Source organism: Magnetospirillum molischianum DSM 120 (genome assembly GCF_000294655.1).
In the GTDB taxonomy this organism is placed as follows: Bacteria; Pseudomonadota; Alphaproteobacteria; order Rhodospirillales; family Magnetospirillaceae; genus Phaeospirillum; species Phaeospirillum molischianum.
In genome coordinates this window covers 193358-218948 of record NZ_CAHP01000014.1, presented here as the reverse complement: position 1 = coordinate 218948, position 25591 = coordinate 193358, and the positions used below count along the sequence as shown (strand labels likewise).

General features: G+C 60.5%; 16 protein-coding genes and 1 tRNA gene. 10 read left to right on the top strand and 7 right to left on the bottom strand.

All coding sequences use genetic code 11. The features are described from left to right. Nucleotides 1-24 precede the first annotated feature (24 nt). Together PHAMO_RS05275 and PHAMO_RS05270 are read right to left on the bottom strand one after the other, a co-directional pair. Complete coding sequence (locus tag PHAMO_RS05275) at nt 25-468, bottom strand: M67 family metallopeptidase (protein ID WP_002727163.1); 444 nt, start codon at nt 466-468, stop codon at nt 25-27. Next, nucleotides 465-809, bottom strand: coding sequence for a hypothetical protein (locus PHAMO_RS05270; protein ID WP_002727162.1), 345 nt, complete (start codon nt 807-809; stop codon nt 465-467). Before PHAMO_RS05270 ends, PHAMO_RS05275 begins: the two co-directional genes overlap by 4 nt. On the opposite strand from PHAMO_RS05270, the gene PHAMO_RS05265 reads away from it, so the two are divergent. Next, nucleotides 808-1851: an RluA family pseudouridine synthase gene (locus tag PHAMO_RS05265; protein ID WP_002727161.1), complete on the top strand. Its 1044-nt coding sequence runs from the start codon at nt 808-810 to the stop codon at nt 1849-1851. The genes PHAMO_RS05270 and PHAMO_RS05265 overlap by 2 nt on opposite strands. 135 nt (nt 1852-1986) lie before the next feature. Then, nucleotides 1987-2877, top strand: a complete 891-nt coding sequence (gene rpoH / locus PHAMO_RS05260; protein ID WP_002727142.1) for an RNA polymerase sigma factor RpoH — start codon at nt 1987-1989, stop codon at nt 2875-2877. A gap of 117 nt (nt 2878-2994) precedes the next feature. Here rpoH and PHAMO_RS05255 read toward each other — a convergent pair whose 3' ends face one another. Next, a complete protein-coding gene (locus tag PHAMO_RS05255; protein ID WP_002727135.1) occupies nt 2995-4101 on the bottom strand; it encodes a hypothetical protein in 1107 nt (368 codons plus the stop codon). 296 nt (nt 4102-4397) lie between these two features. Here PHAMO_RS05255 and PHAMO_RS05250 point away from each other — a divergent pair. The 8 genes from PHAMO_RS05250 to PHAMO_RS20280 all read left to right on the top strand — a co-directional run bounded on the left by PHAMO_RS05250 (nt 4398) and on the right by PHAMO_RS20280 (nt 17838). Beyond that, nucleotides 4398-4474, top strand: a tRNA-Arg gene (locus tag PHAMO_RS05250). A 431-nt stretch (nt 4475-4905) separates the two neighbouring features. Beyond that, nucleotides 4906-9237, top strand: coding sequence for a PAS domain S-box protein (locus PHAMO_RS18335; RefSeq protein WP_162136947.1), 4332 nt, complete (start codon nt 4906-4908; stop codon nt 9235-9237). A 234-nt stretch (nt 9238-9471) separates the two neighbouring features. Continuing rightward, nucleotides 9472-11733 carry an alpha,alpha-trehalose-phosphate synthase (UDP-forming) gene (locus PHAMO_RS05240; RefSeq protein WP_002727126.1) on the top strand — a complete coding sequence of 754 codons (2262 nt, stop codon included), beginning with the start codon at nt 9472-9474 and terminating at the stop codon, nt 11731-11733. Beyond that, the gene (gene otsB, locus PHAMO_RS05235; protein ID WP_051002368.1) at nt 11718-12473 is read left to right on the top strand and encodes a trehalose-phosphatase; all 756 of its coding nucleotides are present in this window, start codon (nt 11718-11720) and stop codon (nt 12471-12473) included. Before PHAMO_RS05240 ends, otsB begins: the two co-directional genes overlap by 16 nt. After that, entirely contained in the window at nt 12470-14260 is a 1791-nt protein-coding gene (locus PHAMO_RS05230) for a glycoside hydrolase family 15 protein (protein ID WP_002727124.1), read from the top strand. Before otsB ends, PHAMO_RS05230 begins: the two co-directional genes overlap by 4 nt. Before the next feature lie 223 nt (nt 14261-14483). After that, entirely contained in the window at nt 14484-15539 is a 1056-nt protein-coding gene (locus PHAMO_RS05225) for an HD domain-containing phosphohydrolase (protein ID WP_202801554.1), read from the top strand. Nucleotides 15540-16043: 504 nt separating this feature from the next. Then, nucleotides 16044-16361 (top strand): hypothetical protein, encoded by a 318-nt coding sequence (locus PHAMO_RS05220; protein ID WP_002727121.1) that lies wholly within the window; start codon nt 16044-16046, stop codon nt 16359-16361. Nucleotides 16362-16374: 13 nt separating this feature from the next. Next, the gene (locus tag PHAMO_RS20280; RefSeq protein WP_040566263.1) at nt 16375-17838 is read left to right on the top strand and encodes a methyl-accepting chemotaxis protein; all 1464 of its coding nucleotides are present in this window, start codon (nt 16375-16377) and stop codon (nt 17836-17838) included. A 311-nt stretch (nt 17839-18149) separates the two neighbouring features. On the opposite strand, the gene PHAMO_RS05210 is transcribed toward PHAMO_RS20280, so the two are convergent. From PHAMO_RS05210 to PHAMO_RS05195, 4 genes are all read right to left on the bottom strand, one after another. Continuing rightward, nucleotides 18150-19841 (bottom strand): AMP-binding protein, encoded by a 1692-nt coding sequence (locus PHAMO_RS05210; RefSeq protein WP_002727117.1) that lies wholly within the window; start codon nt 19839-19841, stop codon nt 18150-18152. Nucleotides 19842-19890: 49 nt separating this feature from the next. Continuing rightward, nucleotides 19891-23136: a fused isobutyryl-CoA mutase/GTPase IcmF gene (gene icmF, locus PHAMO_RS05205; protein ID WP_002727115.1), complete on the bottom strand. Its 3246-nt coding sequence runs from the start codon at nt 23134-23136 to the stop codon at nt 19891-19893. Between the two features lie 124 nt (nt 23137-23260). Further along, nucleotides 23261-24388 carry an acyl-CoA dehydrogenase family protein gene (locus tag PHAMO_RS05200; RefSeq protein ID WP_002727113.1) on the bottom strand — a complete coding sequence of 376 codons (1128 nt, stop codon included), beginning with the start codon at nt 24386-24388 and terminating at the stop codon, nt 23261-23263. Between the two features lies 1 nt (nt 24389). Then, the gene (locus tag PHAMO_RS05195) at nt 24390-25577 is read right to left on the bottom strand and encodes an acetyl-CoA C-acyltransferase (protein WP_002727111.1); all 1188 of its coding nucleotides are present in this window, start codon (nt 25575-25577) and stop codon (nt 24390-24392) included. Nucleotides 25578-25591 lie beyond the last annotated feature (14 nt).

The window sequence follows — 25591 nt, the reverse complement described above, 5'->3', positions numbered from 1 at the left end:
CGCCGGGGGAACGCAAGCGTTATTTTAGAGGGAAGACCGGATGTGGAGTTGTTCCGGGCGTATCGTCCCCGCCTCGGCGTTGAGGCGGTAGGCGAGGGGGGCGTGAGCGTGCGGGAGTTTATCGTCGTTGCACATGACGCCTATGATCAGCCAGATCAAGTCCGGCTCGAATGCACGGGCGATGTCCTCGGCCGAGGGGTGGGATCTGCCATTGGGGTGAGAGTGCCAATGTCCGACGACTCGCTCCGCTCCGCCGCGTAGGCTCCGTTCTGCGGCGAAACGGACGCTTGGGTCGAGTTCGAACCGGTCGTTCCGTCGTTCACGTTCCAGATTATTGGCGGCAATGACTCTGCTGACTCGCACGATTTCCTGTCCGCTGCCGATCAGAAGGCCGCAGCCCTCAGCGGGGAAAGCAGCTTCGGCGGCGGCGGCGATTCCGGCCAGATCGGTGGCGTCGAGAATGATCACTGCGTGGCGCTGGTCTCTGGTGTCGCGACAAAGACAAAGCTACCTGTCACTTGGCCTCGGGCCGGATCAAGTACGATCAGTCGGTCGGCGATCCCTTTGTCGGTGCCGATGCGGACGATGATATGGTTTCCGGCGGCAAAAACCTGTTCGATCGTCGCGCCCTTGGGTAGGGCAACATCGACGGAGCCGAAATTTGTCGATGAAAGTGCGGTTGTCGCGCCGGTCGTGACCGGGGGTGTCGATTTGGGGCCCACCTTCGATGAAACGCCATAGATCACCAGCCCCACGCCAGCGACGATCAATACACCCAAGAAGATCACCAACGCTTTCAGCGCTTTCATGTTTGATTCCCTGATTTACCCGGTCGCGGCCGCCGCCGGGATCGGCGATGATAGCGAAATGAACGAGACGAATTCACGACTGTACACCCCCGAGCCGGTTTCGCCCGACGAGGCTGGCCAACGTCTGGACAAATGGCTGGCGATGCGGCTGCTCGATCTATCGCGAAGCCGTATCAAAGGGCTGATCGAAGACGGACGAGTCAGCCTTGATGGGCCGACGATACTCGACCCCTCCCACCGGGTCAAACCCGGCCAGTCCTGCCGGGTCAGTGTTCCCCCCGACGCGCCCGCGATCCCAGAGGCGCAGGATATTGCCCTGACTGTGGTTCACGAGGATGAGGATCTGATCGTCATCGACAAGCCGCCGGGGCTGGTGGTTCATCCTGCGCCAGGCAACCTTGATTTCACTCTGGTCAATGCGCTGCTGGCTCATTGTGGCGAGTCCCTGGCCGGGATCGGCGGCGTCCGCCGACCGGGAATTGTTCACCGTTTGGATAAGGACACCAGCGGGCTATTGGTGGCGGCAAAGACCGACGCGGCCCATCGCGGACTGTCGGAACAGTTTGCCGCCCATAGTCTGGAACGGGCCTACCGTGCTCTGGTCTGGGGGGTGCCGTCCCCATCGAAGGGGGAGATCGAGGGGAATATCGGACGCAATCCGCGCGACCGAAAGACGATGGCTATTGTCTCGGGGGGCGGGAAGAGGGCGCTGACGCGCTATCATGTGTTGCAGACCTACCTCGGCGGATGCGTCAGTTCGGTTGAGTGTCGTCTGGCAACAGGGAGAACGCACCAGATCAGAGTTCATATGACTAGCATAGGTCATTCGTTGGTTGGGGATAAGACTTATGGTAGAGTCCGGCTAGGACGTTTGGCGTCCGTCCCCGATGATGCTCGCGCGGCATTGACCGCATTCCCTCGCCAAGCTTTGCATGCCTTTTTGCTAGGGTTCCAGCATCCTACTAAAGGATATGCGCTCTCCTTTGAAAGTGCCATACCTACGGATATCAATGCTTTGATCAAAATTTTAGAGCGGATATAGAAAACACTATACTTGACCCATTGGCTATGGCATTATCGTCTCACAGTGAGCGGTGAGAGTAGGGCAGTAGCGCTTGTCGGTGCATTGCCCCGTGAACGAGGGAAAACCCTCCACACCGGAAGAGGAGACGTGAGCATGTCGGCAATCGCTTCGACCCTGTCGCTCGCCCCCGAGGGCAACCTGACGCGCTATCTTCAGGACATCCGCAAATATCCGATGCTGCCGGCCGAGGAGGAGTACCTTCTGGCCAAGCGGTATCGCGACAATGACGATCTTGCCGCCGCCGAACGGATGATCACCAGTCATCTGCGCTTGGTCGCCAAGATCGCGATGGGCTACCGCGGCTATGGTCTGCCGCTCGGCGAGATGATCTCCGAGGGCAATATCGGGATGATGCAGGCGGTGCGCCGCTTTGACCCGGATCGCGGCTTTCGTCTTGCCACTTATGCGATGTGGTGGATCCGTGCTGCGATCCAGGAATACATCCTTCATTCCTGGTCCCTGGTGAAAATGGGGACCACCGCCGCGCAGAAAAAGCTGTTCTTCAACCTTCGCAAGCTCAAGGGGCAGATGCAGGCGATCGAGGAGGGTGACCTTCCCGCCGAGATCGTTGGGAAAATCGCTGCCAAGCTTGATGTTAGCGAGGACGAAGTCGTCAATATGAACCGGCGCTTGTCCAGCCCCGACCATTCTCTTAATGCCCCGTTGCGGGCCGAAGGGGAGGGGGAGTGGCAGGACTGGCTGGTTGACGACCGCGAGGATCAAGAAACCGAGCTGGGTGAGCGTGAGGAATTGGGGCGCCGTCGCGGCTTCCTTACTTCCGCGCTGGACAGCCTCAACGAGCGCGAGCGGGCGATCCTGACTCACCGCCGTCTTAGCGAGGAGCCTGCCACTCTCGACGATCTGTCCCGCCAGTATGGCATTTCACGCGAGCGAGTTCGTCAGATCGAGGTTCGGGCCTTCGAGAAGCTGCAAAAGTCGGTCCAGACCGCTGCCGCCGCTGCCGAGCCTCGTCGGGCGATGTAAGGACGGCGTGCGGAGTCTTCGTGCTCCGCATTCTGTGACCTGATTTGCGTATTCGACCAAAGAAAAAGCCCCGGTCCGTGCAAACGGATCGGGGCTTTGTGTTGTCGCGTCTCGAGTCTAGCGGACGAAGACCTGGACCTCGCCGCTGGCACTGGCCGAGGGGCTGGTGCTTGAGCTAACCCGGACCCGGCTGGCCGGCATGTTCATGTTGGTGAGCGAACGCAGTACCGATTCGGCGTTGCGGCGGGCGTTTCCGGCGGCAACGGTCTGTTGGCCAGGATTCGCTCCGACCGGAGCGACGGCAACGACATCGAAGGTGGCGTTCGGGCGACGGTCCAGTGCGCTTTTGACCGCGGCATACAGGGCCGGTTCGTAATTGACGTTGGGTTTGTCGAATCTGATCGTGACCAGCGGCTGTTCGCTAGGCGCAGCCGCGATGCGGGGAGCCGGTGCGGTGAAGCTGGAGTTGGGCTGGTTGCTGAGGCTGCCGACGAACAGGGCGCCGTTCTTGATGCCGAGCGCCAGGGTGTTGAGGTTCTGCTTTTCCGAGGCGACATATTGTTGCTGACGAACCGCATCGTCGGTCAGCTCGCCCAGCAGGCGCTCGACCATCACGACGGTACGGTTGGTCTCGTCCTCAAGGATGCGGAGCTGGCGATGATCTTCATCGATCGCGCCCGACAGCGAGCGGGCGGCACGGACGGATTCAAGCAGATAGCCCGCCATCGTCGAGGATGCGGTGACCTCGTTGGTCAAACGGTTCATCTTCAGAACGTCGTCAGTGATCCGATCCAACTCGTTCTGTGCCGCATTCCATTGCTGGTTCAGGATCGGGTTGCCCGGCGTGGTGCCGACCTGAAGGCGAGCATTGATGGCGGCAACGGTGCCGTGATAGCGCTGGGAGTCCTGCACGGTCTCGGCGCGAATCTGCTGAAGGGTCTGGTTCTGCCGCCCCAGGGTCGCCTGGAGCCCCTGCAAATCGTTGCGTAGTGTCGCCGCTTTGGCTCCGACATAGGTGCCGCTGGACGATCCGGGGGTAACGCCGACCGGGTCGAAGCTGGACGATCCAAGGGCCGGCGGGCCGTCATTGGACATTTGTTCGGCATTGATCGCCGACTGGCCCGAGTTCGCCGTTCCTGGAAACAGCGCATCCTCGGCGAATGTGCATCCGCCTGCGAGGAGAGCCGCGCAGAATGCTGCGGCGTGGGTCTTATTCAGGGCCATTGGATTAGCAGATCCTTTAGGTTCGCCGGTTCGGACAAAGACCGCCAGGGGCACGGCCATGGCTTAAGGACGGTGATAGGCGCGCGTCCCCCCGGAAACTTTGGGGCGGATTTTACGCAATCAGCCACGTTGCCACAAGCCCGCATTTCGATTGGTGGTACTTCAAGCCGCGCCGTATCCATAGCGTTTGGGGGGTGGGGAGGGTGACGAAAAAAGATGAATTTTGTGCTTGCAGGGCGTCGGAGCTTTGTGTAAGTTCCGCCTCCTCGCCGGGGCACATCGCTTCGGATCGAAAAGCGCCCGTAGCTCAATTGGATAGAGCATCAGACTACGAATCTGAGGGTTGGAAGTTCGAGTCTTTCCGGGCGCGCCAATGAAGGCCATCGCGTAATACGCGGTGGCCTTCACCTTTTGTGGCCTGTCGATGCTGTTGTCCGGGCCGCTGCTTCCTTATCATCCGCTTCTGGCGCGGCTGGCATTGCCATCTTGTCCTCGTTATGGCCGTTGCCGCATTCATCGCGACTCTTCAGATTATCCCTATAATCTAAATGGTTGTGGTTTTCGAAGGGTCTATTCTATATCATAAGTCGAATGAGGTGTGGGGCGGCCATCGGGAAAGCACAAGGCTTGACCGGATGCCGTCTGGAGCCGCGGCCACGATAGGCAAACTCCCACTCCGGTTGCGACTTCTTCAACACAGACGACAGCAACGGCTGAACATTTTCTTCCAATGTCATGAGGTGGAAGATGGAGGGGGCTGCCGACGATCACGAGAGGGGAAGGGCTCGTATCACCGGGTCCGTCGTGCTTTCGTCGCTCCCCCTTGTTTCCACAGTTGCTCCGACCGCAGGGCAACGACGCATCGCTCTTGGCACTGCGGCCCTGGCTTTCGGGGCGTTTTTGCTGGCAGCGCCGTTTGCCCAGATTCAACTCGCCGAGATGTGGGCATTTTTGCCGATCTATGAATCGGCTTTCGTCACTCTCAGCCTGATCATCGTCTCCCTTCTTCTATTTCAGTACCGGATGGTGCAGAGCTGGGGGCTGCTGTTTCTCGCCGGAGGGTTCCTCTTCAGTGCGGCGATGGCTTGTGTCCACGCGCTGAGCTTCCCCGGCTTGTTTTCCCCCACCGGGCTGCTGGAGGGCGGACAGCAAAGCACTGCCTGGGTCTACTTTCTATGGCATGGCGGTTTTGCCATGTTCGTCGTCGGATATGCTCTGTGGCGTGATCGTCCCTGCCGGGGGCCGCTGTTAACGGCTTTGGCGATAATGATCGCTGCCGTGATGGCCCTGGTGGCCGCTCTGGTTCTGCTGACAACAGCCGGGCACGATCTTCTGCCCAGTATTATGGCGGGTAATCGTGATGCTCCGGCGAAGTTCGTCGTGGCCGTGGTCGTGTGGATGATGAGCATCCTGGCCCTGGGGCTGCTTTGGCGCATCCGTCCGCATACCCATCTCGATCTGTGGCTGATGGTGCTGCTCTGCATCTGGATTTTCGACAGTGCGTTGTCTGCCGTGCTCAATCACGCCCGATTCGATCTGGGGTGGTATGTCGGCCGCGTGTTTGGGCTGTTGGGGGAAAGTCTCGCCCTGGTCGTTCTGCTGATGGAGAACAACACCCTCTACCTCCATCTGGTGTCGTTACGAGCGCAGGAAAACCGCCGCAGTGCCGAACAATTGGAGGCGGGAGAAAAACGGTTCGAGGCGACCTTCGAGCAGGCGGCGATGGGGATCGCCTTGGTGGCGCCGGATGGGCGCTGGCTGCGCGTAAATCGAAAGCTGTGTGAGATTGTTGGCTACGACGCTAAAGAGCTGATGCGGAGTAATTTCCAGGACATCACCTACCCCACCGATCTCAATGCCGATCTTGAGGCTCTTCACCGGATTTTGGCAGGAGAAATTCAATCCTATTCTATTGAGAAGCGGTATATTCACAAACAGGGCCATACGGTCTGGATCAACCTGACTGTGGCACTGGTGGCGAAACCCGAGGGCGGACCAGACTATTTCGTTTCCGTTGTCGAGGACATATCGCGGCGCAAGAGCGCCGAGGAACAGCGTCACCACATGGCCGAAGCGTTGCGTCAGGCGGCGCAGGCGGTGGTGATGACAGATACCGAGGATGGCATCGTCTACGCCAATCCCGCCTTCCTGAAGATGACCGGATACGCGCTGAACGACGTGATTGGCCTGTCGATCCGGTATTTCGACCAAGCCGACGAGCGACGCCAAATCCGGCATCGCAAGATCATCGACGCGGTTCTCGTCGATGGCGAATGGTCGGGCGAAAGCCTTTGCATCACTCGGAACGGGATCGAGATCCCGGTATTCGTCACCGTGGCAGGAATCCACGATCTCACCGGCCGCCTGACCGGGTTCGTCGCGAGCTATCTCGATATTAGCGAGCAGAAGCGGGTCAGGGCCGAACTGGAGAGCGAACGAGGGTTGTTGCGTACCCTGATCCACACCATTCCCGATTTGGTCTGGCTCAAGGACGTCAACGGCATCTATCTCAGTTGTAACCACGCCTTCCAACGCTTCACTGGCCGTTCCGAGGTGGCGATCGTCGGACATTCCGACTATGACCTCGCCGCCGCCGATTTGGCCGATTCCTTTCGTGCCCAGGATCGCATGGCGATCGAGGCTGGCGGTCCGACTGTCAATGAAGCATGGACCGCCACGGGCGATATCGGGCGGGATGCTCTGCTGGAGACGATCCGAACCCCGATGTACGGTCCTGACGGGCAAGTGATCGGGGTACTGGGCATCGGCCGCGATATCACCCAGCGCTATCGAACGGAGATCGCGCTGCGTAAGAGTGAGGAACACTTCCGCACCTATGTCGAGGAAGCCCCTCTTGAGATTCTCGTCGCGGATTCCGATGGGCGCTTCGTCGATGTTAACCCCGCCGCCGAGGCAATGCTGGGATGGAGCCGTGCCGAGATCTGCGCTCGCCATGTTGCCGAAGTCGTTTCGGTCGAGGATCGCGAGCGCGTGCAAGACGATTTCGCCGTTCTGTTCGGTCCGGTCGGGCGGATCTGCGGCGAATACCGTCTTGTCGCCGCGTCGGGGGCGGTGGTGTGGGTGTCGCTATCGGCAGTGCGGATCGCCTCGAACCGCTTCGTCGCCTTCTGTCAGGACATCACGGCACGCAAGGCGATCGAAGACGAACTGGAACGGTATCGCAAGGGCCTGGAGCAGTTGGTCGCCGAACGCACCGCCGACCTGGAAAGTGCCGAGGCGCGTTTGCGCCTGATTCTTGAATCCACCGCCGACGGGATTTACGGCGTCGATATCGAGGGGCGCATCACCTTCGTCAATCCAGGCGTTGGCGCCATCCTCGGCTGGCGGCCCGAGCAACTGATCGGACGGACCAGCCTTGAAATGCTGCATCACAGCTATCCCGATGGGCGTCCTTTCCCCAGGGATGCCTGCCCGCTGATTGAGACCTTGCGCACCGGGATCGTGCATCGCGTTGACGACGAATATTTTTGGGATGCCAATGGGCAGCCGATTCCCGTCAGCTTCTCGACGCATCCGATGGTCCGTGACGGCCGCATCGTCGGCGCGGTGGTCAGCTTTAATGACATCTCCGTGCGCAAGGCGGCCGATGCGGCGCGCGAGGCGGCACTGGCCGAGGCCGAGCGTCTGGCCAGCCTGCGCCGCGAATTCCTCGCCAATATGAGCCACGAAATTCGTACTCCTCTGAGCGCGATCCTCGGCATTGCCCAGATCGGCGGGCGCGATTGCGGTGAACCGGGCGGGCGGGAGAAATTCTCCCGTATCCTTGATGCAGGCCACGGTCTGCAACAGGTGATCGACGATATTCTCGACTTCTCCAAGATCGAATCCGGCAAGATGAAGGTCGAGACTATTCCGATGAATGTTGGCGAGGTCGTTGATCGCGCCATCGATATGCTGGCGTTGCGTGCATGGGACAAGGGGCTGCGGGTTGAGGTTCGCGAGGGGGCAGACATTCCCCTTCGCTGCCTCGGCGACCCTAACCGGCTGTGTCAGGTTCTGATCAATCTGCTCAGTAACGCCATCAAGTTCACCCGTGCCGGGGGAACAGTGACGCTCGGCGTGGCCTGCGTGCCGAACCGGCTGGTTCTGAGCGTCAGCGACACCGGAATCGGCATCGCTCCCGAGGCGGCTGAACGTCTGTTCCAACCGTTCGAACAGGCCGACGGATCGACCACCCGTCGCTTCGGCGGCACCGGACTCGGCCTGTCGATCTCACGTAATCTCGTCGGCTTGATGGGCGGTACGATCACTCTCGACAGTGCGTTGGATCAAGGCAGTATCTTCACCGTCATTCTGCCGTTGGTTGGAGCCGAGGCGGCTCCGCCCTGGCCGCTGGCCGAGGTTGCTCTGCTCGGTCTTTCTGCTTCTGAGGCGGACCAAGCCTTGCGCACCCTGCCGCGCTGCCGCCTGATCGCGGCAGGAAGCCTGTCGTCTGACGAGACTGCGGCCTTGGTGCTGATCGACCGGGCGATCCTCGGCGATCCCGCTTTGGTCGGCGCGGTGAGGGCGCGAATTGACCGGGGCAAGCGGGTGGCGGTGCTTGTCCAGCCCGGAGAGATCGGGTCCGTGGTAGCGATCCCGCTAGGGGCCGCAGTGATCGAGCGGCCGTTCCGTCCGCGCCATCTGCGACAGTTGTTGGCCGAGGAGACCTTACGGCCCGGCGGAGCGGTTGAAACAGTATTCCGTTTGTCCGGTCTGCGGGTGCTGGGAGCGGAGGACAACGAGGTAAACCGTCTCGTTCTCGATGATATGCTCCAGATTGAGGGGGCGAGTCTTACCTGCTTCGAAAACGGTCGACTCGCCCTCGACCACCTGCTCCAGCATGGTGCCGATTCCTTCGATCTGGTGCTGACCGACGTGCAGATGCCTGAACTTGACGGCTACGGCCTCGCTCAGGAGATTTCACGGTTCGCGCCAAGACTGCCGGTGATCGGCCTGACCGCCCATGCCATGGACGAGGAACGTGTTCGTTGTCTTACCGCCGGAATGGTCGATCGGGTGATCAAGCCTATTTCTCCAGATACGCTGGTGGCGGCGATCCTCCGCCATGTCATCGTACTGCAAGAAGACGAACATAGGATGACGGGGAACCAAGCCCAGTCTGTTTCGGGATAGTGGCTTCCAGCGGATATCTATTCATCCGATCTGTGATCGTCCACCGGGGGTGTTCTTCGCATCCGCTTGCCACGAAGACGCCATAATCGGGATATTAGATATGATCAATCGATATCTCTGAACTTAGGCGCGGCGAAAGGAGGTTGTCTCCGCACCGAAATGCTCAATGGCATCGGCATCCAGCCGGTTTTGGTTCGGTCGGCGCGATTGCCGGGAGACAAGGATATACAAGCCATGCGAATGGCCTTCCGCTTCGTTCTGCCGCTGCTGGTTCTTCTGGGCGGGTTGGCCTGGGGGGCCGCGCCGTTCGTCGGCGATTTGATCCAACGATGGTTCCGCGCCGATGTCGAAATGCGGGCGCAACTGGTGTTCCATTCGATCCAGGACAGCGTTACCGGGCTGGTCGAGGCCAAGGCAGACCGCAAGATTGCCCAATTATTTAAGAGGATTACTCAGGACGAACGGGTTCTTGCGCTCGGGCTGTGCTCGCCGGATGGACAACTGACGCACCATTCCGCGTCCTGGCCGAAACAATATGGTTGTCCGTCGGTTCCCGCCACGGGGCAGGCCATTGCGGTCGAGCATCTCGAATCCGGGTCGATCCTGTCGGCGATATTCTCGCTCACCAATGCCGATGGTGTCGAACTGGGCCGCCTGGTGATTCTGCACGACCTGCGTTTTATCGAACGGCGTAGTTCCAGCGCCGAAACCTATTTGGCCATCTGCCTTGCCATTCTGGGGTTGGGGGTGGCGATCGTCACTGTCCTGGTCGCCCGGCTGACCTTGCGCGGTTGGGTTCGTGCGGTGCGTCAAGGCATGTCGGCACCCGAGCAGGATGGCAAGGTTCTGCCGCCGGAAGTCGGGCCGCTGATTCGCGAAATGCGCAAGATGCTGCGTGATATCGACACGCCACGTTCGTTGACCGAGGCGATCCGAATCGAGTGGAGTCCGGACAGTCTGCGCGGTTTGCTGCGGGATGAGTTGCCCGGAGCCGAGGTTCTGGTGGTGTCGAACCGCGAACCCTATATCCATAATCGTGACGGGGATCAGATCGTTCTGCAACGCCCGGCCAGCGGTGTGGTGACGGCGCTGGAGCCGATCATGCGTGCCTGCGGTGGAACCTGGATCGCCCATGGCAGCGGCTCGGCCGATCCGGTGATGGTGGATCGCAACGACCATCTGGCGGTTCCGCCCGAGGCGCCCGCCTATACCTTGCGTCGGGTCTGGCTCAGTGACGAGGAGCAGGACGGCTATTATTATGGCTTCGCCAACGAGGGGATGTGGCCGTTGTGCCATATCGTGTTCGTCCGCCCGACGTTCCGCGCCTCGGACTGGAGCTATTATGTTGCGGTTAATCGCAAATTCGCCGATGCGGTGATCGCCGAGGCGAAAACCGCCAATCCTCTTGTTCTGATCCAGGATTACCACTTTGCCTTGGTGCCACGGATGGTGCGCGAGCGTCTGCCCGAAGCAACCATCATCACCTTCTGGCACATTCCCTGGCCGAACCCGGAAGTATTCAGCATCTGCCCCTGGCGCGAGGAGATTTTGGCCGGGTTACTGGGCAGCTCGATCCTGGGCTTTCACACACAGTTCCACTGCCTGAATTTTCTGGAATCAGTCGATCGTTTTCTCGAATGCCAGATCGACCGCGAACACAGTACCGTCCGTGCCAGCCACTCCGCCACCTTGGTCCATCCCTATCCGATCTCGATCGAATGGCCGCCCCATGCCTTGGATGGACAGCCATCGGTCGAGGAGTGCCGCAATCTTGTCCGGCGTGCCTATGGGCTGACGCCGACGATTCATCTGGCCGTTGGAGTCGAACGGTTCGATTACACCAAAGGCATCGCCGACCGCTTCCGGGCGCTGGAGAGTCTGTTCGAGACTCATCCGGGGTGGATCGGCCGGGTCACTCTGCTTCAAGTCGCCGCGCCGACCCGCAGCCGATTGGCCGCTTATAAAGACACCCAGACCGAGGCTGAAACCGTCGCTCAGGCGATCAACGCGCGCTTTGGAACCGATGATTGGGTTCCTATTTTATTGGTCTGTCACCATCACGAACCCGACGAGGTGTTCACTTTGTTCCGTGCTGCGGATCTGTGCCTGGTGTCCAGTCTGCACGACGGGATGAATCTGGTCGCCAAGGAGTTTGTTGCCGCCCGCGACGACGAGGACGGAGTCCTGGTGCTCTCGACGTTCGCTGGCGCGTCGCGGGAGTTGCAGGAGGCGCTGATCGTCAATCCCTACGATATTGGCGCAATGGGAGAAGCGATTCATCAGGCGTTGTCGATGCCGACCGATCAGCGGCGGGACCGGATGCGGCTGATGCGGGAGATGGTCGGTGAGAACAACATCTATTTTTGGGCGGCACGAATGCTGATGGACGCGGCCCGGATGCGCAAACGCCGCCATATCGAACGGAGGATCGCAGTGGTATCGCAGGGGAGAACCGGAGGCACGAAAGCCGGGGAGAGACGATGGATTTCGACGTAATCGACGCTCGCCCGCGTCTTCTCGATTGGGCGGCGTGGGCGCTGTTTCTCGATATTGACGGGACTTTGCTCGATCTGGCCCCGGCTCCGGACGATGTTGTTGTTCCCGCCGATCTTCCTCAACGGCTTGAATCGTTGTCTCGCCGCTTGTCCGGGGCGGTGGCCTTGATTAGTGGGCGCAGTCTGGAGAATGTCGATCGGTTGTTTCCCGGTGGCCGTGATGTCGCCGGTACTCACGGGGTGGAATGGCGACGATCCGGCAAGGTGGATATCGTCGGTGCGCCCTGGCCCGACGAACTGACCGAGTGGATCAGGGAGGAAGCCCGGCATCTGACGGGTTTGCTGCTCGAACGCAAACCCTGTTCCCTGGCGTTGCATTTCGCCGCCAATCCGAAGATCGAAGCCGAGGTTCATTCGCTGGCCATGACGGCGGCGGCCCTGTCGCCCATTGCCCTCAAGCTGGTCCGGGGCAAGAACGTCTATGAGTTGGTGCCCGCCGGGACCGACAAGGGCAAAGCGATCGAACGGTTTCTGAGCGTTCCACCCTATGCCGGACGAATCCCGGTTTTCATCGGCGATGATCTGACCGACGAGGACGGCTTTAAAACCATCAATCGTTTGGGTGGGCTGTCGGCTCACGTTGGTTCACGCGCGACCGCCGCGCGCTATCGCCTCAATTCCCCGGAAGAGGTTCGGCACTGGCTTGCCCGCCTCGACAGCCTGATCGGAGACGCGCCATGAGTTCCCTTGATCTCGGGATTATTGGAAATTGCACCATCGCCGCAATGATCGATGCAAAGGCCTCTTTGGTTTGGGGCTGCTTCCCTCGCCTCGACGGCGACGCGGTGTTTCAGGCGCTGCTGAACGGAGCGGTTCCCGGAGAAAGCGGGGAGGGGGGCTTTTCCCTTGATCTCGTCGATCAGTGCCAAAGCGAACAGGCCTATCTGCCCAACACCGCGATCCTGCGCACGGTATTGAAGGATGGACATGGTGGCGCGGTGGAGATTCTTGATTTCGCCCCCCGATTCGCCCTGTTCGAGCGGATTTACCGTCCGCCGCTGATCGTGCGGCGCATCAGGCCGCTTCAGGGACGTCCGCGATTGCGGGTACGGTTGCGGCCCCGCTTCGAGAACGGGCGGATTGATCCCGAGATCACGCGCGGCAGCAACCATATCCGCTTTGTTTCGGCCTCTCAGACTCTGCGCCTGACCACGAATGCCCCGATCTCCTATGTTTTGGAGGAACGGCCATTTCTGCTCGACCGCCCGATTGATCTGTTGCTTGGCGGTGACGAAAGCCTGGAAGCGGGGATCGAGTTGACCGCCCGCGATCTCTTCGAACGCACGCGCGACCATTGGTGCAATTGGGTGCGGTCGCTGTCGATTCCATTCGAGTGGCAAGATGCGGTGATCGGCGCCTCGATCACTTTGAAGCTGTGCCATTTCGAGGAGACCGGGGCGATTGTTGCTGCGTTGACCACCTCGATTCCCGAAGCGCCCGATACCGAACGTACCTGGGATTATCGCTTCTGCTGGCTGCGCGACGCCTATTTCGTGATTCATGCCCTGAACCGCCTCGGGGGCACGCGGATGATGGAGGATTACCTCCGCTTCATCGGTGATATCGTTGAGGATGCCAATGACGGGGCGCTTCGTCCGGTCTATGGCATTACCCGCGAGGCTTTGATCGACGAAAGCATTCTGTCTCATTTGCCCGGATATCGGGGGATTGGCCCGGTACGGGTCGGGAACCAGGCCCATCTTCAGGTGCAAAACGACGTTTATGGCAGTGTCGTCCTGGCCTCGACTCATGCCTTTTTCGACCGCCGCATGACCCGCCCTGGCGATACGATTCTATTCGAGCAACTGGAACGATTGGGGGTTCGTGCCGTTGCCGCTTTCGATCAGCCCGATGCCGGTCCATGGGAACTGCGCGGTTCGGCGGCCGTGCATACGTTCTCGGCGGTGATGTGCTGGGCCGCATGCGATCGTCTGGCCAAGATCGCCCGCCAGATCGGTCTGGGGGAGCGGGCCGCCCATTGGCGCGGTGCCGCTGACCGCCTCCACGGCATTATTCGCGAACGGGCGTGGAATGCGGAGTTGGGCAGCTTTGTTTCGACGTTCGACGGGGCGGAAATGGACGCAACCCTGTTGCTGTTGCACGAAGTCGATTTCCTGTCTGCTGACGATCCCCGCTTCGCCGCGACGGTCGATGCCGTGTCGCGGACGTTGCGCAGCGGCGATTTTCTCTACCGCTATGTTGCCGAGGACGATTTCGGGCGGCCCAAAACCGCCTTCGTGATCTGCGTGTTCTGGTACATCGACGCCCTGGCGGCGTTGGGACGGCGCCAGGAGGCCCGCGATCTGTTCGAGACCGTTCTGGCCCACCGCAATCCGCTCGGTCTGCTGTCCGAGGACATCGACCCGCGCAGCGGCGAGTTGTGGGGAAATTTCCCTCAGACCTATTCGATGGTCGGGCTTATCAATTGCGCGATGCGTTTATCGCGGTCTTGGGAAGAAGCCTTCTGATCAGGCTTAGGCTTATATTAGAATTAAGATGAAATGAGACGGGGCGCTATGTCGTGTCGGATGCACGATGATACACGAGTTGCAGAATGGCACTGGTAAGGACCATTATCGTCTGCGATTGTTTATCCATGTAAACGTATGCTTCTACGATTGGTGGGTTCACAAAAGCGCCTAGTCCTCGATTGATTCGATCTTGGTGCTCCGGACTGGCGGCAGGGCGTTAATGATGGTCGAAAGATCTGTGAAGATTGCAATAATTGACGACAGCGAGAGCGTTCTTAACCATCTCGTTCAGCTTGTCTCAAGTATGATTGCATCGGATGCCGCCGTTCCATTCAAGGACCCTCAGGTCGGATTGGCATGGTGTCTTAGTAACGATGTGGATCTTGTCATCGTTGATTACGTGATGCCAAAAATCAACGGCCTCCAGTTCATCGAAGCGTTCCTATCGGATCCAAGTCGTGCCGATATTCCCGTGATCATGGTCACGACATCGGACACGACGGAAGTTCGCTACAATGCCCTTCAGTTGGGGGCTACTGATTTTTTGCGCAAGCCGGTTGATAAAATCGAGTTCCTGACCCGTGTTCGTAATTTGCTTACGTTGAGCCGTCATCACAAGCAAACCAAGATACAGGCTGTCCTGCTGGCCGAAGAGGTCAGAAAGGCGACCAGTGCGATCATCGAGCGTGAACGCGAGGCGATTCTGGTGTTGTCCCGCGCAGCGGAGTTCCGGGACAACGAAACCGGGGCGCATTTGCTGCGCATGTCCAGCTATTGCCAGATCATCGCCACGCGCTTGGAGCTGCCGCCCGAGGAGGTCGAGCTCGTTTTTACAGCTGCGCCAATGCACGATATCGGAAAAATTGGGATTCCAGATCAGGTGCTGCTCAAGCCCGGCCCCCTGACACCGGAAGAGCGCGATATCATGACCACCCATGCCGTTATCGGCTGGCAAATCCTGTGCAATAACCAATCCCCCCTGCTTCAGATGGCCGCGAAAATTGCCGTCAGTCATCATGAGAAATGGGATGGAACCGGCTATCCCAATCGGTTGTCGGGGCTGGATATTCCCTTGGCTGGCCGGATTACCGCCGTTGCCGACGTGTTTGACGCCCTGACCAGCGTTCGGCCTTATAAACAAGCATGGCCGTTGGACAAGGCGCTGGACTTCCTTCGCAGCAATCGCGGCACTCATTTCGATCCGGCCTGCGTTGACGCTTTTCTTGCCTCGCTTGATCAGGTCGCGGCTGTTGTCGATCGCTATGGCCGCAATTGAGTTCAAGACAGGTTGATATCGGCTACCCCTCGATTTGACTCGCTGGCCGGTTGGTCTGAGATCTGAATCTAAAAGCCCCGCACGAGGGTGTTGCGTGCGGGGCTTGTGACTTTAGATCGGTCCGATCTCTGGGCGGGGAGTTCAAGCTCGCCGGTCAATCGGTTGGTACTACCTGTCTGGTCAAGAAGATCATGCCCGTGTCGGGGTTACCGCAGGATGGCGGGCGGATGATATTTTTGTAATGGTTTAAAAGTAGAGCTTCGTCCTGTCGCCTGATGCGACGGTTCGGTCGGCCTCTCCCCCTCCCTCAATGGAATCGATATTCCCCCGGATCAGCTCCTTCTTGGCGAAGAGGGCTTTTATTTCCTATGGCTATGACCAATATATTTTAAGGCTTTGGCCTTAAGTATCTATCGCCCGTTTTGGCGGGGCCTGTTTTCCGAGAGTTCGCGCGAAGGCGCAATCTCCCGATAACGATCCAAACGCCAATCCGAGGAGGATTTCATGGGGGAACGGTGGGGAGGTCTTTCCGGGTTCATTCCCGCAGCGGCCTTGATGGGCTTTAGCCTTCTCTGGACCGTTGGCCTGACCGTGTGGCCGCGTCCGGGTGAGCCTCTGGCCGTGATCTTTCCCCTGTCCGCCGCCGGATCTTCCGCGTTTGAAGCGGCCGTGAATGCCGGAGCCGAGGAGGTCTTGGCCTTCGGCGGCTGGCCATCGGTTGTGCTCGTCCGCTCCGGTACGCCGGAATTTGTCGATCACCTCTACGGAGTCGGGGCCCTGCTGGTGCTGAGAGCCCCAAAGTCAACGAACTGCTCTAACTAGGGTGGCGTTTGCCATGAACGAAATCGTACAGATCCGTATGGTCGTAGAGCGGGCTTTGATCGCTTATCTCTGGGTTCATGTTCCGCTGGTCGCTGCGGTTGGGATTGTGATGGCAGGCGATTGGGCGATGATGTCGATCGGGGCTTTGGTTCTGGCTGGCGCCGCGACGGCGACGTGGCGGGCGGCTCCCGGTTCGGAAGCCGCCCGCTATACCATCAGCGTTGCCCTGATGGGGATGGTTGCCTTGCTGGTCTTCGGGTTTGAAGGCCACCCCTGGCAAATCGACATGCATATGTACTTCTTCTGTGCTTTGGCGATGCTAACAGCGTTCTGCGACTGGAAGTCGTTGATCCTGGCGGCGGTTATGGTCGCCCTGCACCATCTATTGCTGAATTTCCTTTACCCAGCCGCAGTCTTCCCCGGTGGGGGGGCGTTTGGCCGCGTCCTTCTTCATGCGGTGATCGTGGTTGGACAGGTCTCTGTATTGAGTTGGGTTGCGTGGCGTTTGACCCAGGCGTTCGAGCATTCCGCAGAGGCTCTGGATCGGGTGCGTGAGGCCCAGACTGAAGTCGATGCGGCGGCGGTGGAGCGAGACCGCACCAGGATAGAGACTCAAGCGAAGCGCAAACACGAGATGATGAGTCTGTCCGAACAGTTTCAGTCGGCTATCGGGCAGGTGGCATCGAAATTGTCGCAAACCGCCGCCAATTCCCGCAATTCGGCCGTGGAGGTCGATCGCCGCCTGACGGAGATGTCCAACCACCTGTCCGCTGCGGCGGGAAGTGCTCAGGAGGTGACGGGCAGTGTCAGCACGGTCGCCGCCGCCGCCGAGGAGCTTTCGGCCAGCATCACCGAGGTCAACCGTATCATTACCGAATCCTGCAAGATGGCTGGCAACGCGGTCCATGAGGTCGTCAAGACCGGGGCGACCGTCAATACGCTGGCTTCGGCGGCCAGCCGTATCGGCGATGTCGTGACTTTGATCCAGGATATTGCCAGTCAGACGAATCTTCTGGCGCTGAACGCGACGATCGAGGCCGCGCGCGCCGGTGAAGCGGGCAAAGGCTTTTCCGTGGTCGCGAACGAAGTCAAACACCTTGCCAATCAAACCGCCAGGGCCACCGAGGAGATCGGCTCCCACGTCGCGGAAATCCAGAACGCCACCGGAGGAGCGGTGTCCGCCATCCACGAAATCGGCGCCATTATCGGCAATATCGAACATGCCATCGGGACGCTTTCTGGGTCGTCACAGTCCCAAAGCCAAGCTATCGCCGAGATCACACAAAGTGCGCATCGCGCGGCTGGAACTGTCGATATGGTCGGGGTCGATGTCGCCCAGGTGACGGAGCTTGCCCGCGATCTTGGTACCGTGGCGCGTCGGCGTACCGAGGAATCCGCTCAAATGGCCGATCAGGCCGAAGGCCTGACCCGGCAGGTCGAGGCGTTTGTCGTGCAAATCCAGCGCGATACTGAATAGCGCTCAGGCCAATGCCAAGCTGGATTGAGTGAAACTCATCGCCGCTTGGGCTTGCGTGTTGGCGAATGGCCAAGGAAAAGCCCCGCACGAGGGTGTGGCGTGCGGGGCTTTTGACTGTTTTCAGTCCGATCTCGGGGCGGGGAGTTCAAGCTCGCCTTTCGATCGGTGGTAGTGTCTGTCGAGTCGTGATCATCATGCCTCAGCCGGGGTTACGGCAGGATGGCGGGTGGATGATATTTCTGTAATGATCCGAAAGTGCAGAAAAGCCCGCCACCGATCAGAGTGGCGGGCTTGATCCGAGCGACGTGGCGTCAGGCCATTGCGTCGGCGAAATCTTCCTCGAAATACTCACCTTCGACCCGAATGCCCTGAAGGCGGCGTTGTTCCTCGATCCGCTTCAGTTCGACGCGACGAATCTTGCCCGAGATGGTTTTCGGCAAGTCGGAAATTTCGATACGGCGGATGCGTTTATAGGGTGCCAGCGAAGTGCTGATGTGCCGGAAGATCGACAGCGCCAGTTCGTGGCTGGGCTGGTATCCGGTGCGCAACACGATGAACGCCTTGGGCACCGCCAGACGAAGCGGATCGGGGCTGGGGACTACGGCGGCTTCGGCCACGGCTTCATGCTCGATCAGGACGCTTTCCAACTCGAACGGGCTGATGCGGTAGTCCGACGCTTTGAACACGTCGTCGGTGCGGCCGACATAGGTGATGTAGCCATCGGAATCGATGCAGGCGACGTCGCCGCAATGGTAATGACCGGCACGCATCAGGTTGGCGGTCTTTTCCGGATCGTCCTTGTAGCCGAGCATCAGGCCGAGCGGACGCGGTTCCAGCGCCAGCGATATTTCGCCTTCTTGCGCCGGATTGTCTTCGAGATCGAGCAGGGCGACCCGATAGCCCGGCAACGGGCGGCCCATCGAGCCTTCTTTAACCGGCTGTCCCGGCGGATTGCCGATCTGACAAGTGGTTTCAGTTTGGCCGTAGCCATCGCGGATGGTGATGTTCCACGCTTTCTTGACGCGCTCGATCACCTCGGGGTTCAGCGGCTCCCCGGCTCCGACAAGTTCGCGCAGCTTGACCGGATAGGCGGCGAGATTCTCCTGGATCAGCATTCGCCAAACCGTCGGTGGCGCGCACATCGAGGTGACGCCGCAGCGGCTGATCGCCTCCAGCATCGCCTTGGCGCTGAACCGGCCGTAATTATAGACGAACACCGTCGCTCCCGCGTTCCACGGCGCGAAGACGTTCGACCAGGCATGCTTGGCCCAACCGGCCGAACTGATATTCAGGTGGACATCGCCCGGTCGCAGCCCGATCCAGTACATCGTTGATAGGTGGCCGACCGGATAGGATTGGTAGGAATGGGTCACCAGCTTCGGCTTTGCCGTGGTGCCGGACGTGAAGTACAGCAGCAGGGTATCGTTGACGTGGGTGGCTGCGTCGGCGACGAAATCGGCGCTGGCGGAATCGGCATCGCGGTAATTGGTCCAGCCGTCGCGGTCCTCGCCCACCACGATGCGGGTGAAAACGGCGTCGAGCGCTTCGAACTTCGCTGTATCGGCCGAACCGGCGACGACGTGGCGGACGCCGCCGCGTTCGAACCTGTCCTTCAGATCATCTGCCACCAGTAAGGTGGTGGCCGGGATAATCACCGCGCCCAGTTTCATGCAAGCCAGCATCGTTTCCCACAAGGGAGCGACGTTGTTCAACATCAGCAGAACCGCCTCGCCGCGCCGGACCCCCTGAGCGCGCAGGAAGTTGGCAACGCGGTTGGAGCGTTCCGACATCTGGGCGAAGGACAGTCGGGTCTCGCCGTCATCGTCAATCAGCCACAGCGCCGTGGCGTGATTGCCCTTGGCCATGTCGTCGAAATAATCAAGCGCCCAATTAAAGTCGGTCAGGACGGGCCACTTGAAATCGCGATAGGCGGTTTCGTAATCGCTGCGATGGGCGACCAGAAAATCTCGGGCCTTCAGGAATGCGTTAAGGTCTTCGGACATGGAACCTCCCTGGACTGATTCGATATCAGACGGAGCTTTTGCTCTCTTCTTACATGTTCCGTCGGTACTGGCCGCCGACGTCGTACAGCGCGCCGGTGATCTGCCCCAGCGAGCAATGGCGCACCGCATCGATCAGGACGGCGAAGATATTTTCGTTTCGGATCGCCGCCTGTTGCAGACGCGATAGCCAGATCGGCGCGGTCTCGGCATGGCGGTTTTGGAAGTCGCGCAGGCGGACCAACTGGCTTTGCTTTTCCGTATCGCTGGAGCGTTGCAGGACGATCTCGCGCTCTTCACCGGGATTGGGGTTGAGGAAGGTGTTGACCCCGATGATCGGGTAGCTGCCGTCATGCTTCTTGTGCTCGTAATAGAGCGATTCGTCTTGAATCCGGCCGCGCTGATAGCCGGTTTCCATCGCCCCCAGAACGCCGCCGCGTTCGGCGATCCGTTCGAATTCGAGCAGAACCGCTTCCTCGACCAGATCGGTCAGTTCTTCCAGGAAGAACGATCCCTGGTTCGGGTTCTCGTTCCGCGCCATCCCCCATTCGCGGTTGATGATCATCTGGATCGCCATCGCCCGCCGGACCGAATCCGGTGTCGGGGTGGTGTAGGCTTCGTCATGGGCGTTGGTGTGCAGCGAATTACAATTGTCGTAGATCGCGATCAGCGCCTGCAAAGTGGTCCGGATATCGTTGAAATCGACTTCCTGGGCGTGTAGCGACCGCCCCGAGGTCTGGATGTGGTATTTCAGCTTTTGTGACCGCTCGTTGGCACCATAGCGGTCGCGCATCGCCACGGCCCAGATCCGTCGTGCCACCCGACCGATCACTGAATATTCCGGGTCCATCCCGTTCGAGAAGAAGAAGGAGAGGTTGGGGGCGAAATCGTCGATCGCCATGCCGCGCGCCAGATAGGTTTCGACATAGGTGAAGCCGTTGGCGAGCGTGAAGGCCAGTTGCGAGATCGGGTTCGCGCCGGCTTCGGCGATGTGATAGCCCGAGATCGACACGGAATAGAAATTCCGCACGCTCTTGCGGACGAAATATTCCTGGATGTCGCCCATCAGCTTCAGCGCGAAATCGGTCGAGAAGATACAGGTGTTCTGTCCCTGATCTTCCTTCAGAATGTCGGCTTGGACGGTGCCGCGCACCGATTCCAGCGTCCGGTCGCGAATCCGGGCGATTTCGTCTTCATCGGGTGCGCGACCGTTTTCGGCCTCGAACCGTTCCATCTGCTGGTCGATCGCGGTGTTGAAGAACAGGGCCAGGATGACCGGGGCCGGGCCGTTGATCGTCATTGATACCGAGGTTGAAGGCGAACACAGGTCAAAGCCGGAATACAGGATCTTCATGTCGTCCAGCGTCGCGATCGAGACGCCGGAATTGCCGATCTTGCCATAGATATCGGGGCGTTCATCCGGGTCGCAGCCATACAGCGTCACCGAGTCGAAGGCGGTGGACAGGCGGGTGGCCGGGCTGTCTTTCGACAGCAGCTTGAAACGGGCATTGGTGCGAAAGGCGTCGCCTTCACCCGCGAACATCCGGGTCGGGTCCTCGTTCTCGCGCTTGAAGGCGAAGACGCCAGCGGTAAACGGAAAGGCGCCGGGCAGGTTCTCCTTCAGCAGCCAGCGCAGCAATTCGCCGTGATCCCGATAGGGCGGCAGTGCCACCTTGCGGATTTTCGTACCGGACAGCGAGGTAGAAACGAGGGTGGAGCGGACGTTCTTGCCCCGAACCGTCACGACGTGCTCGTCTCCGGCATAGCTTTCTTTTACCTGCGGCCAAGCTTCCAGGAGGGCGCGGACAGGGGTGGTCAGTTGGCTCCGGCGTTGCTCGATCAACTCATCAATCTGGGCGACGGAGATTCCGCAGGTGGTTTCCAGCATCGTCCGGGTGGCGGAAAGTTGCTGAATCTCGCGGGCGGTCAGGCTCTGTCGCTCCGACTCGGCGTGATAGGCGCGCACGGCCTCGGCGATCTCGGCCAGATAGCGGACGCGGCTGGGCGGTACGATCGCGGTTGCCGCGGTCGAGGCGTTCGTCGCCGGGCGGGGCAGGGTGCTGGGCCGCAGGGCAAAGCCGTGTTGGGTCAGCATGTCGCGCAGGCCGTGATATAGCGCGGTGACGCCATCGTCGTTGAAGCGAGACGCGACGGTGCCGAACACCGGCATCGTTTCCGTCGCCACGGAAAAAGCGGTTCGGTTGCGCTGAACTTGCTTGCGGACATCGCGCAAGGCGTCCTCGCCTCCCTTGCGGTCGAACTTATTGATTGCGACCAGATCGGCGTGATCGAGCATGTCGATCTTTTCCAACTGGCTGGCGGCACCGAATTCCGGTGTCATCACATAGAGCGACAGATCGCCCAGTCCGGCGACGGCTGAATCCGCCTGACCGATGCCGGGGGTTTCGACGATCACCAGATCGAAACCGGCGGCCTTGCACAGATCGACGATGGCCGGGGCATGGGGCGGCACTTCGCTGCCGGATGACCGGGTGGCGAGCGAGCGCATGTAGATCGGGCCGTTGACCGCGTTCATCCGGATGCGGTCGCCCAGCAACGCGCCGCCGGTCCGTCGCCGCGATGGGTCGATCGCGATCACCGCGATTTTGAAATCGGGGGCATCAATGCGGAAACGGCGGATCAGTTCATCGGTCAGCGAGGATTTGCCCGCGCCGCCGGTGCCGGTGATTCCCACCACGGGAACCGACCGGGCCTGTGCCGCCTGGGCGATGGCGGCCCGCAGAATCGGTTCGGCTCGGTCATTTTCCAATCCCGAGATCAGGCGGGCCAACAGCCGGTGGCCGGGGGCGTCGATCCCGTTCAGGTCGGCGGGCAGATCGGTGGAGACGTCGAAATCGGCCCGCCTCACCACATCGGCGATCATGCCTTCCAGTCCCAGCCGCTGGCCATCTTCCGGCGAGTAGATCCGCTCGACGCCATAGGCTTCCAACTCGCGGATTTCTTGCGCCACGATCACGCCGCCGCCGCCGCCGAACACCTTGATGTGACCGGCCCCGCGTTCCCGCAGAAGGTCGATCATGTATTTGAAGAATTCGATATGGCCGCCTTGATACGAACTGATCGCGATCCCCTGAACGTCTTCGTGGATTGCGGCGGTGACGATATCCTCGACCGAACGGTTATGGCCGAGATGGACGACCTCGACGCCGCTTTGTTGCAGCAGCCGCCGCATGATGTTGATGGCCGCGTCATGCCCGTCGAACAGACTGGTGGCGGTAACGAAGCGGATCTTGTTGGCGGGGGTGACGCTGACCTGATGTTCGTTACCGTCGGGCATGGTCGTTCCCTTTTATTGTTTTGTTTGGTGAAGCCTAGCGGGTTCAATGGTTGGGTTGCGATGTCGTAACCGCCCATTATGGTTGAGCGTATTTGCCACCTTGCAGTGCGGTACGAACGGCGATCTAGAGCGAGCGGGCAATCAGCATCCGCTGGATTTCGCTGGCCCCTTCGTAGATCTGGCAAACACGGACATCGCGGTAAATCCGCTCGACCGGGAAGTCCCGAAGATAGCCGTAGCCGCCAAGAACCTGAATCGCGGCGGATGCCACTTTCTCGGCCATTTCCGAGGCGAACAGCTTCGCCATCGACGCCTCGGTCAGGCAGGGCCGGCCGGAATCGCGCAAGTCGGCGGCGTGGTGCACCATCAGCCGGGCGGCGGCGATCTGGGTCGCCATATCGGCCAGCTTGAAGGCGATTGCCTGATGCTCGATCAGCGGCGTGCCGAAGGTAACGCGGTCGCGGGCGTAATCGCGGGCGGCTTCCAACGCGGCCTGAGCCATGCCGACGCATTGCGCGGCGATACCGATACGTCCACCTTCCAGGTTTGACAGGGCGATCTTGTAGCCCTGGCCTTCCTCGCCCAGGCGCAGGTCGGCGGGCAGCCGCAAATCCTCGAACACCACCTGACAGGTATCCGAGGCGTGCTGTCCCATTTTTTTCTCGATTCGGGCAACGCAATAGCCCGGAAGATCGGTGGGAATGATGAAGCCGGTAATCCCTTTTTTCCCGGCGGCAGGGTCGGTAACGGCAAAGGCGATCAGGACGTCGGCCGATTGACCCGATGTGACGAATTGCTTGCTACCGTTCAGCACGTAATGATCGCCGTCGCGCACCGCGCGGACCTTCAACGCCGAGGCATCCGATCCCGCTTGCGGTTCGGTCAGGGCGAAAGCCCCCAGCCATTCGCCGCTGGCCATCCTGGGCAGGAAGTGCCGCTTTTGCGTTTCGGAGCCGAACTTGAACACCGGCATGCAGGCGACCGAGTTGTGGACGCTCATCACCGTTGATAAGGCACCGCATCCAGCGGCGATTTCCTCCAGCGCCATCGCATAGGCGACATGGCCGGTAGCGCTGCCGCCTACCTCTTCGGGCAGCAGCATGCCGAGAAACCCCAATTCTCCCATTTCGGTCAGGGCGTCGCGGGGGAAGTGGGCATCGCGGTCCCATTCCTCGGCATGGGGGGCGAGACGTGCCCGTGCGAAGGCGCGGGCCGTGTCGCGGATCAGGTTTTGCTCTTCGGTGGGGATCATCTCAGAACAAGTCCACGGCCAAGGCGGTGGCTTCGCCGCCGCCGATGCACAGCGAGGCGATCCCCCGCTTCAGTTGGTATTTTTGCAACGCCGCCAACAGGGTCACCACGATCCGCGCCCCCGAAGCGCCGATGGGATGGCCCAGGGCGCACGCGCCGCCATGGACGTTGACCTTCTCCTCGGGCAAGCCAAGATCCTTGATTGCCGCCATCGTCACCACGGCGAACGCTTCGTTGATCTCGTACAGATCGACCTGATCGTGGGTCCAGCCCACCCGTTCCAGCAGCTTGGAAATCGCACCGATTGGTGCGGTGGTGAACAGACTGGGCTGTTGGGCATGGGTGGCATGGCCGCGAATCGCGGCGATGGGACGCAGCCCCAGTTTCTCGGCATGAGACAGACGCATCAGGGTCAGCGCGGCGGCTCCGTCCGAAATCGAGCTGGAATTGGCTGCGGTGACGGTGCCGCCCTCGCGGAAGGCCGGTTTCAGCGTCGGAATTTTGTCGGGATTGGCTTTTCCCGGCTGTTCATCGGTATTAACGATCCGGTTCGCCTTGCCGTCCCGCACCGTTACCGGAACGATCTCGTCTTGGAAGCTGCCATCGGCGATGGCTTTGCAGGCACGGGCCAGCGAGGTGGTGGCCCAGGCATCCTGAGCTTCGCGGGTGAAGCCATAGGCATCGGCGCATTCTTCGGCGTAGGTGCCCATCAGGCGGCCTTTTTCGTAGGCATCCTCTAAGCCGTCGAGAAACATGTGGTCGAGCACGCGGCCATGGCCGATGCGATAGCCGGTTCTGGCCCGGTCGAGCAGATAGGGGGCGTTGGTCATGCTTTCCATGCCGCCCGCCACCATCACCGCGGCGGTTCCGGCCAAGATCGAATCGTGGGCCAGCATTGCCGCCTTCATTCCCGATCCGCACATCTTGTTGATCGTGGTGCATCCCGCCGACAGCGGCAAAGCGGCACCGAGCGCGGCCTGGCGGGCCGGGGCCTGCCCCTGACCGGCGGGCAGGACGCAGCCCATGATGACGTCTTCGATCTGGTCTGGGCGCAAGCCGGCCCGTGCCACGGCGGCCCCGATCGCGGCGGACCCCAGCGCGGCAGCGGGAATATCTTTGAAGACGCCTTGAAAGCCACCCTGCGCAGTGCGGGCGGTGCCGACGATGACGACGGGGTCGGTGGTGGTCATGACGTTGTTCTCCC

Bases quoted from the DNA above. Each gene is read 5' to 3' on its own strand.
- PHAMO_RS05265 (WP_002727161.1), top strand. From the start codon at position 808: ATGTTTGATTCCCTGATTTACCCGGTCGCGGCCGCCGCCGGGATCGGC.
- PHAMO_RS05270 (WP_002727162.1), bottom strand. From the start codon at position 809: ATGAAAGCGCTGAAAGCGTTGGTGATCTTCTTGGGTGTATTGATCGTC.
- rpoH (WP_002727142.1), top strand. From the start codon at position 1,987: ATGTCGGCAATCGCTTCGACCCTGTCGCTCGCCCCCGAGGGCAACCTG.
- PHAMO_RS05255 (WP_002727135.1), bottom strand. From the start codon at position 4,101: ATGGCCCTGAATAAGACCCACGCCGCAGCATTCTGCGCGGCTCTCCTC.
- PHAMO_RS05240 (WP_002727126.1), top strand. From the start codon at position 9,472: ATGCGAATGGCCTTCCGCTTCGTTCTGCCGCTGCTGGTTCTTCTGGGC.
- otsB (WP_051002368.1), top strand. From the start codon at position 11,718: ATGGATTTCGACGTAATCGACGCTCGCCCGCGTCTTCTCGATTGGGCG.
- PHAMO_RS05230 (WP_002727124.1), top strand. From the start codon at position 12,470: ATGAGTTCCCTTGATCTCGGGATTATTGGAAATTGCACCATCGCCGCA.
- PHAMO_RS05225 (WP_202801554.1), top strand. From the start codon at position 14,484: ATGATGGTCGAAAGATCTGTGAAGATTGCAATAATTGACGACAGCGAG.
- PHAMO_RS05220 (WP_002727121.1), top strand. From the start codon at position 16,044: ATGGGGGAACGGTGGGGAGGTCTTTCCGGGTTCATTCCCGCAGCGGCC.
- PHAMO_RS20280 (WP_040566263.1), top strand. From the start codon at position 16,375: ATGAACGAAATCGTACAGATCCGTATGGTCGTAGAGCGGGCTTTGATC.
- PHAMO_RS05210 (WP_002727117.1), bottom strand. From the start codon at position 19,841: ATGTCCGAAGACCTTAACGCATTCCTGAAGGCCCGAGATTTTCTGGTC.
- icmF (WP_002727115.1), bottom strand. From the start codon at position 23,136: ATGCCCGACGGTAACGAACATCAGGTCAGCGTCACCCCCGCCAACAAG.
- PHAMO_RS05200 (WP_002727113.1), bottom strand. From the start codon at position 24,388: ATGATCCCCACCGAAGAGCAAAACCTGATCCGCGACACGGCCCGCGCC.
- PHAMO_RS05195 (WP_002727111.1), bottom strand. From the start codon at position 25,577: ATGACCACCACCGACCCCGTCGTCATCGTCGGCACCGCCCGCACTGCG.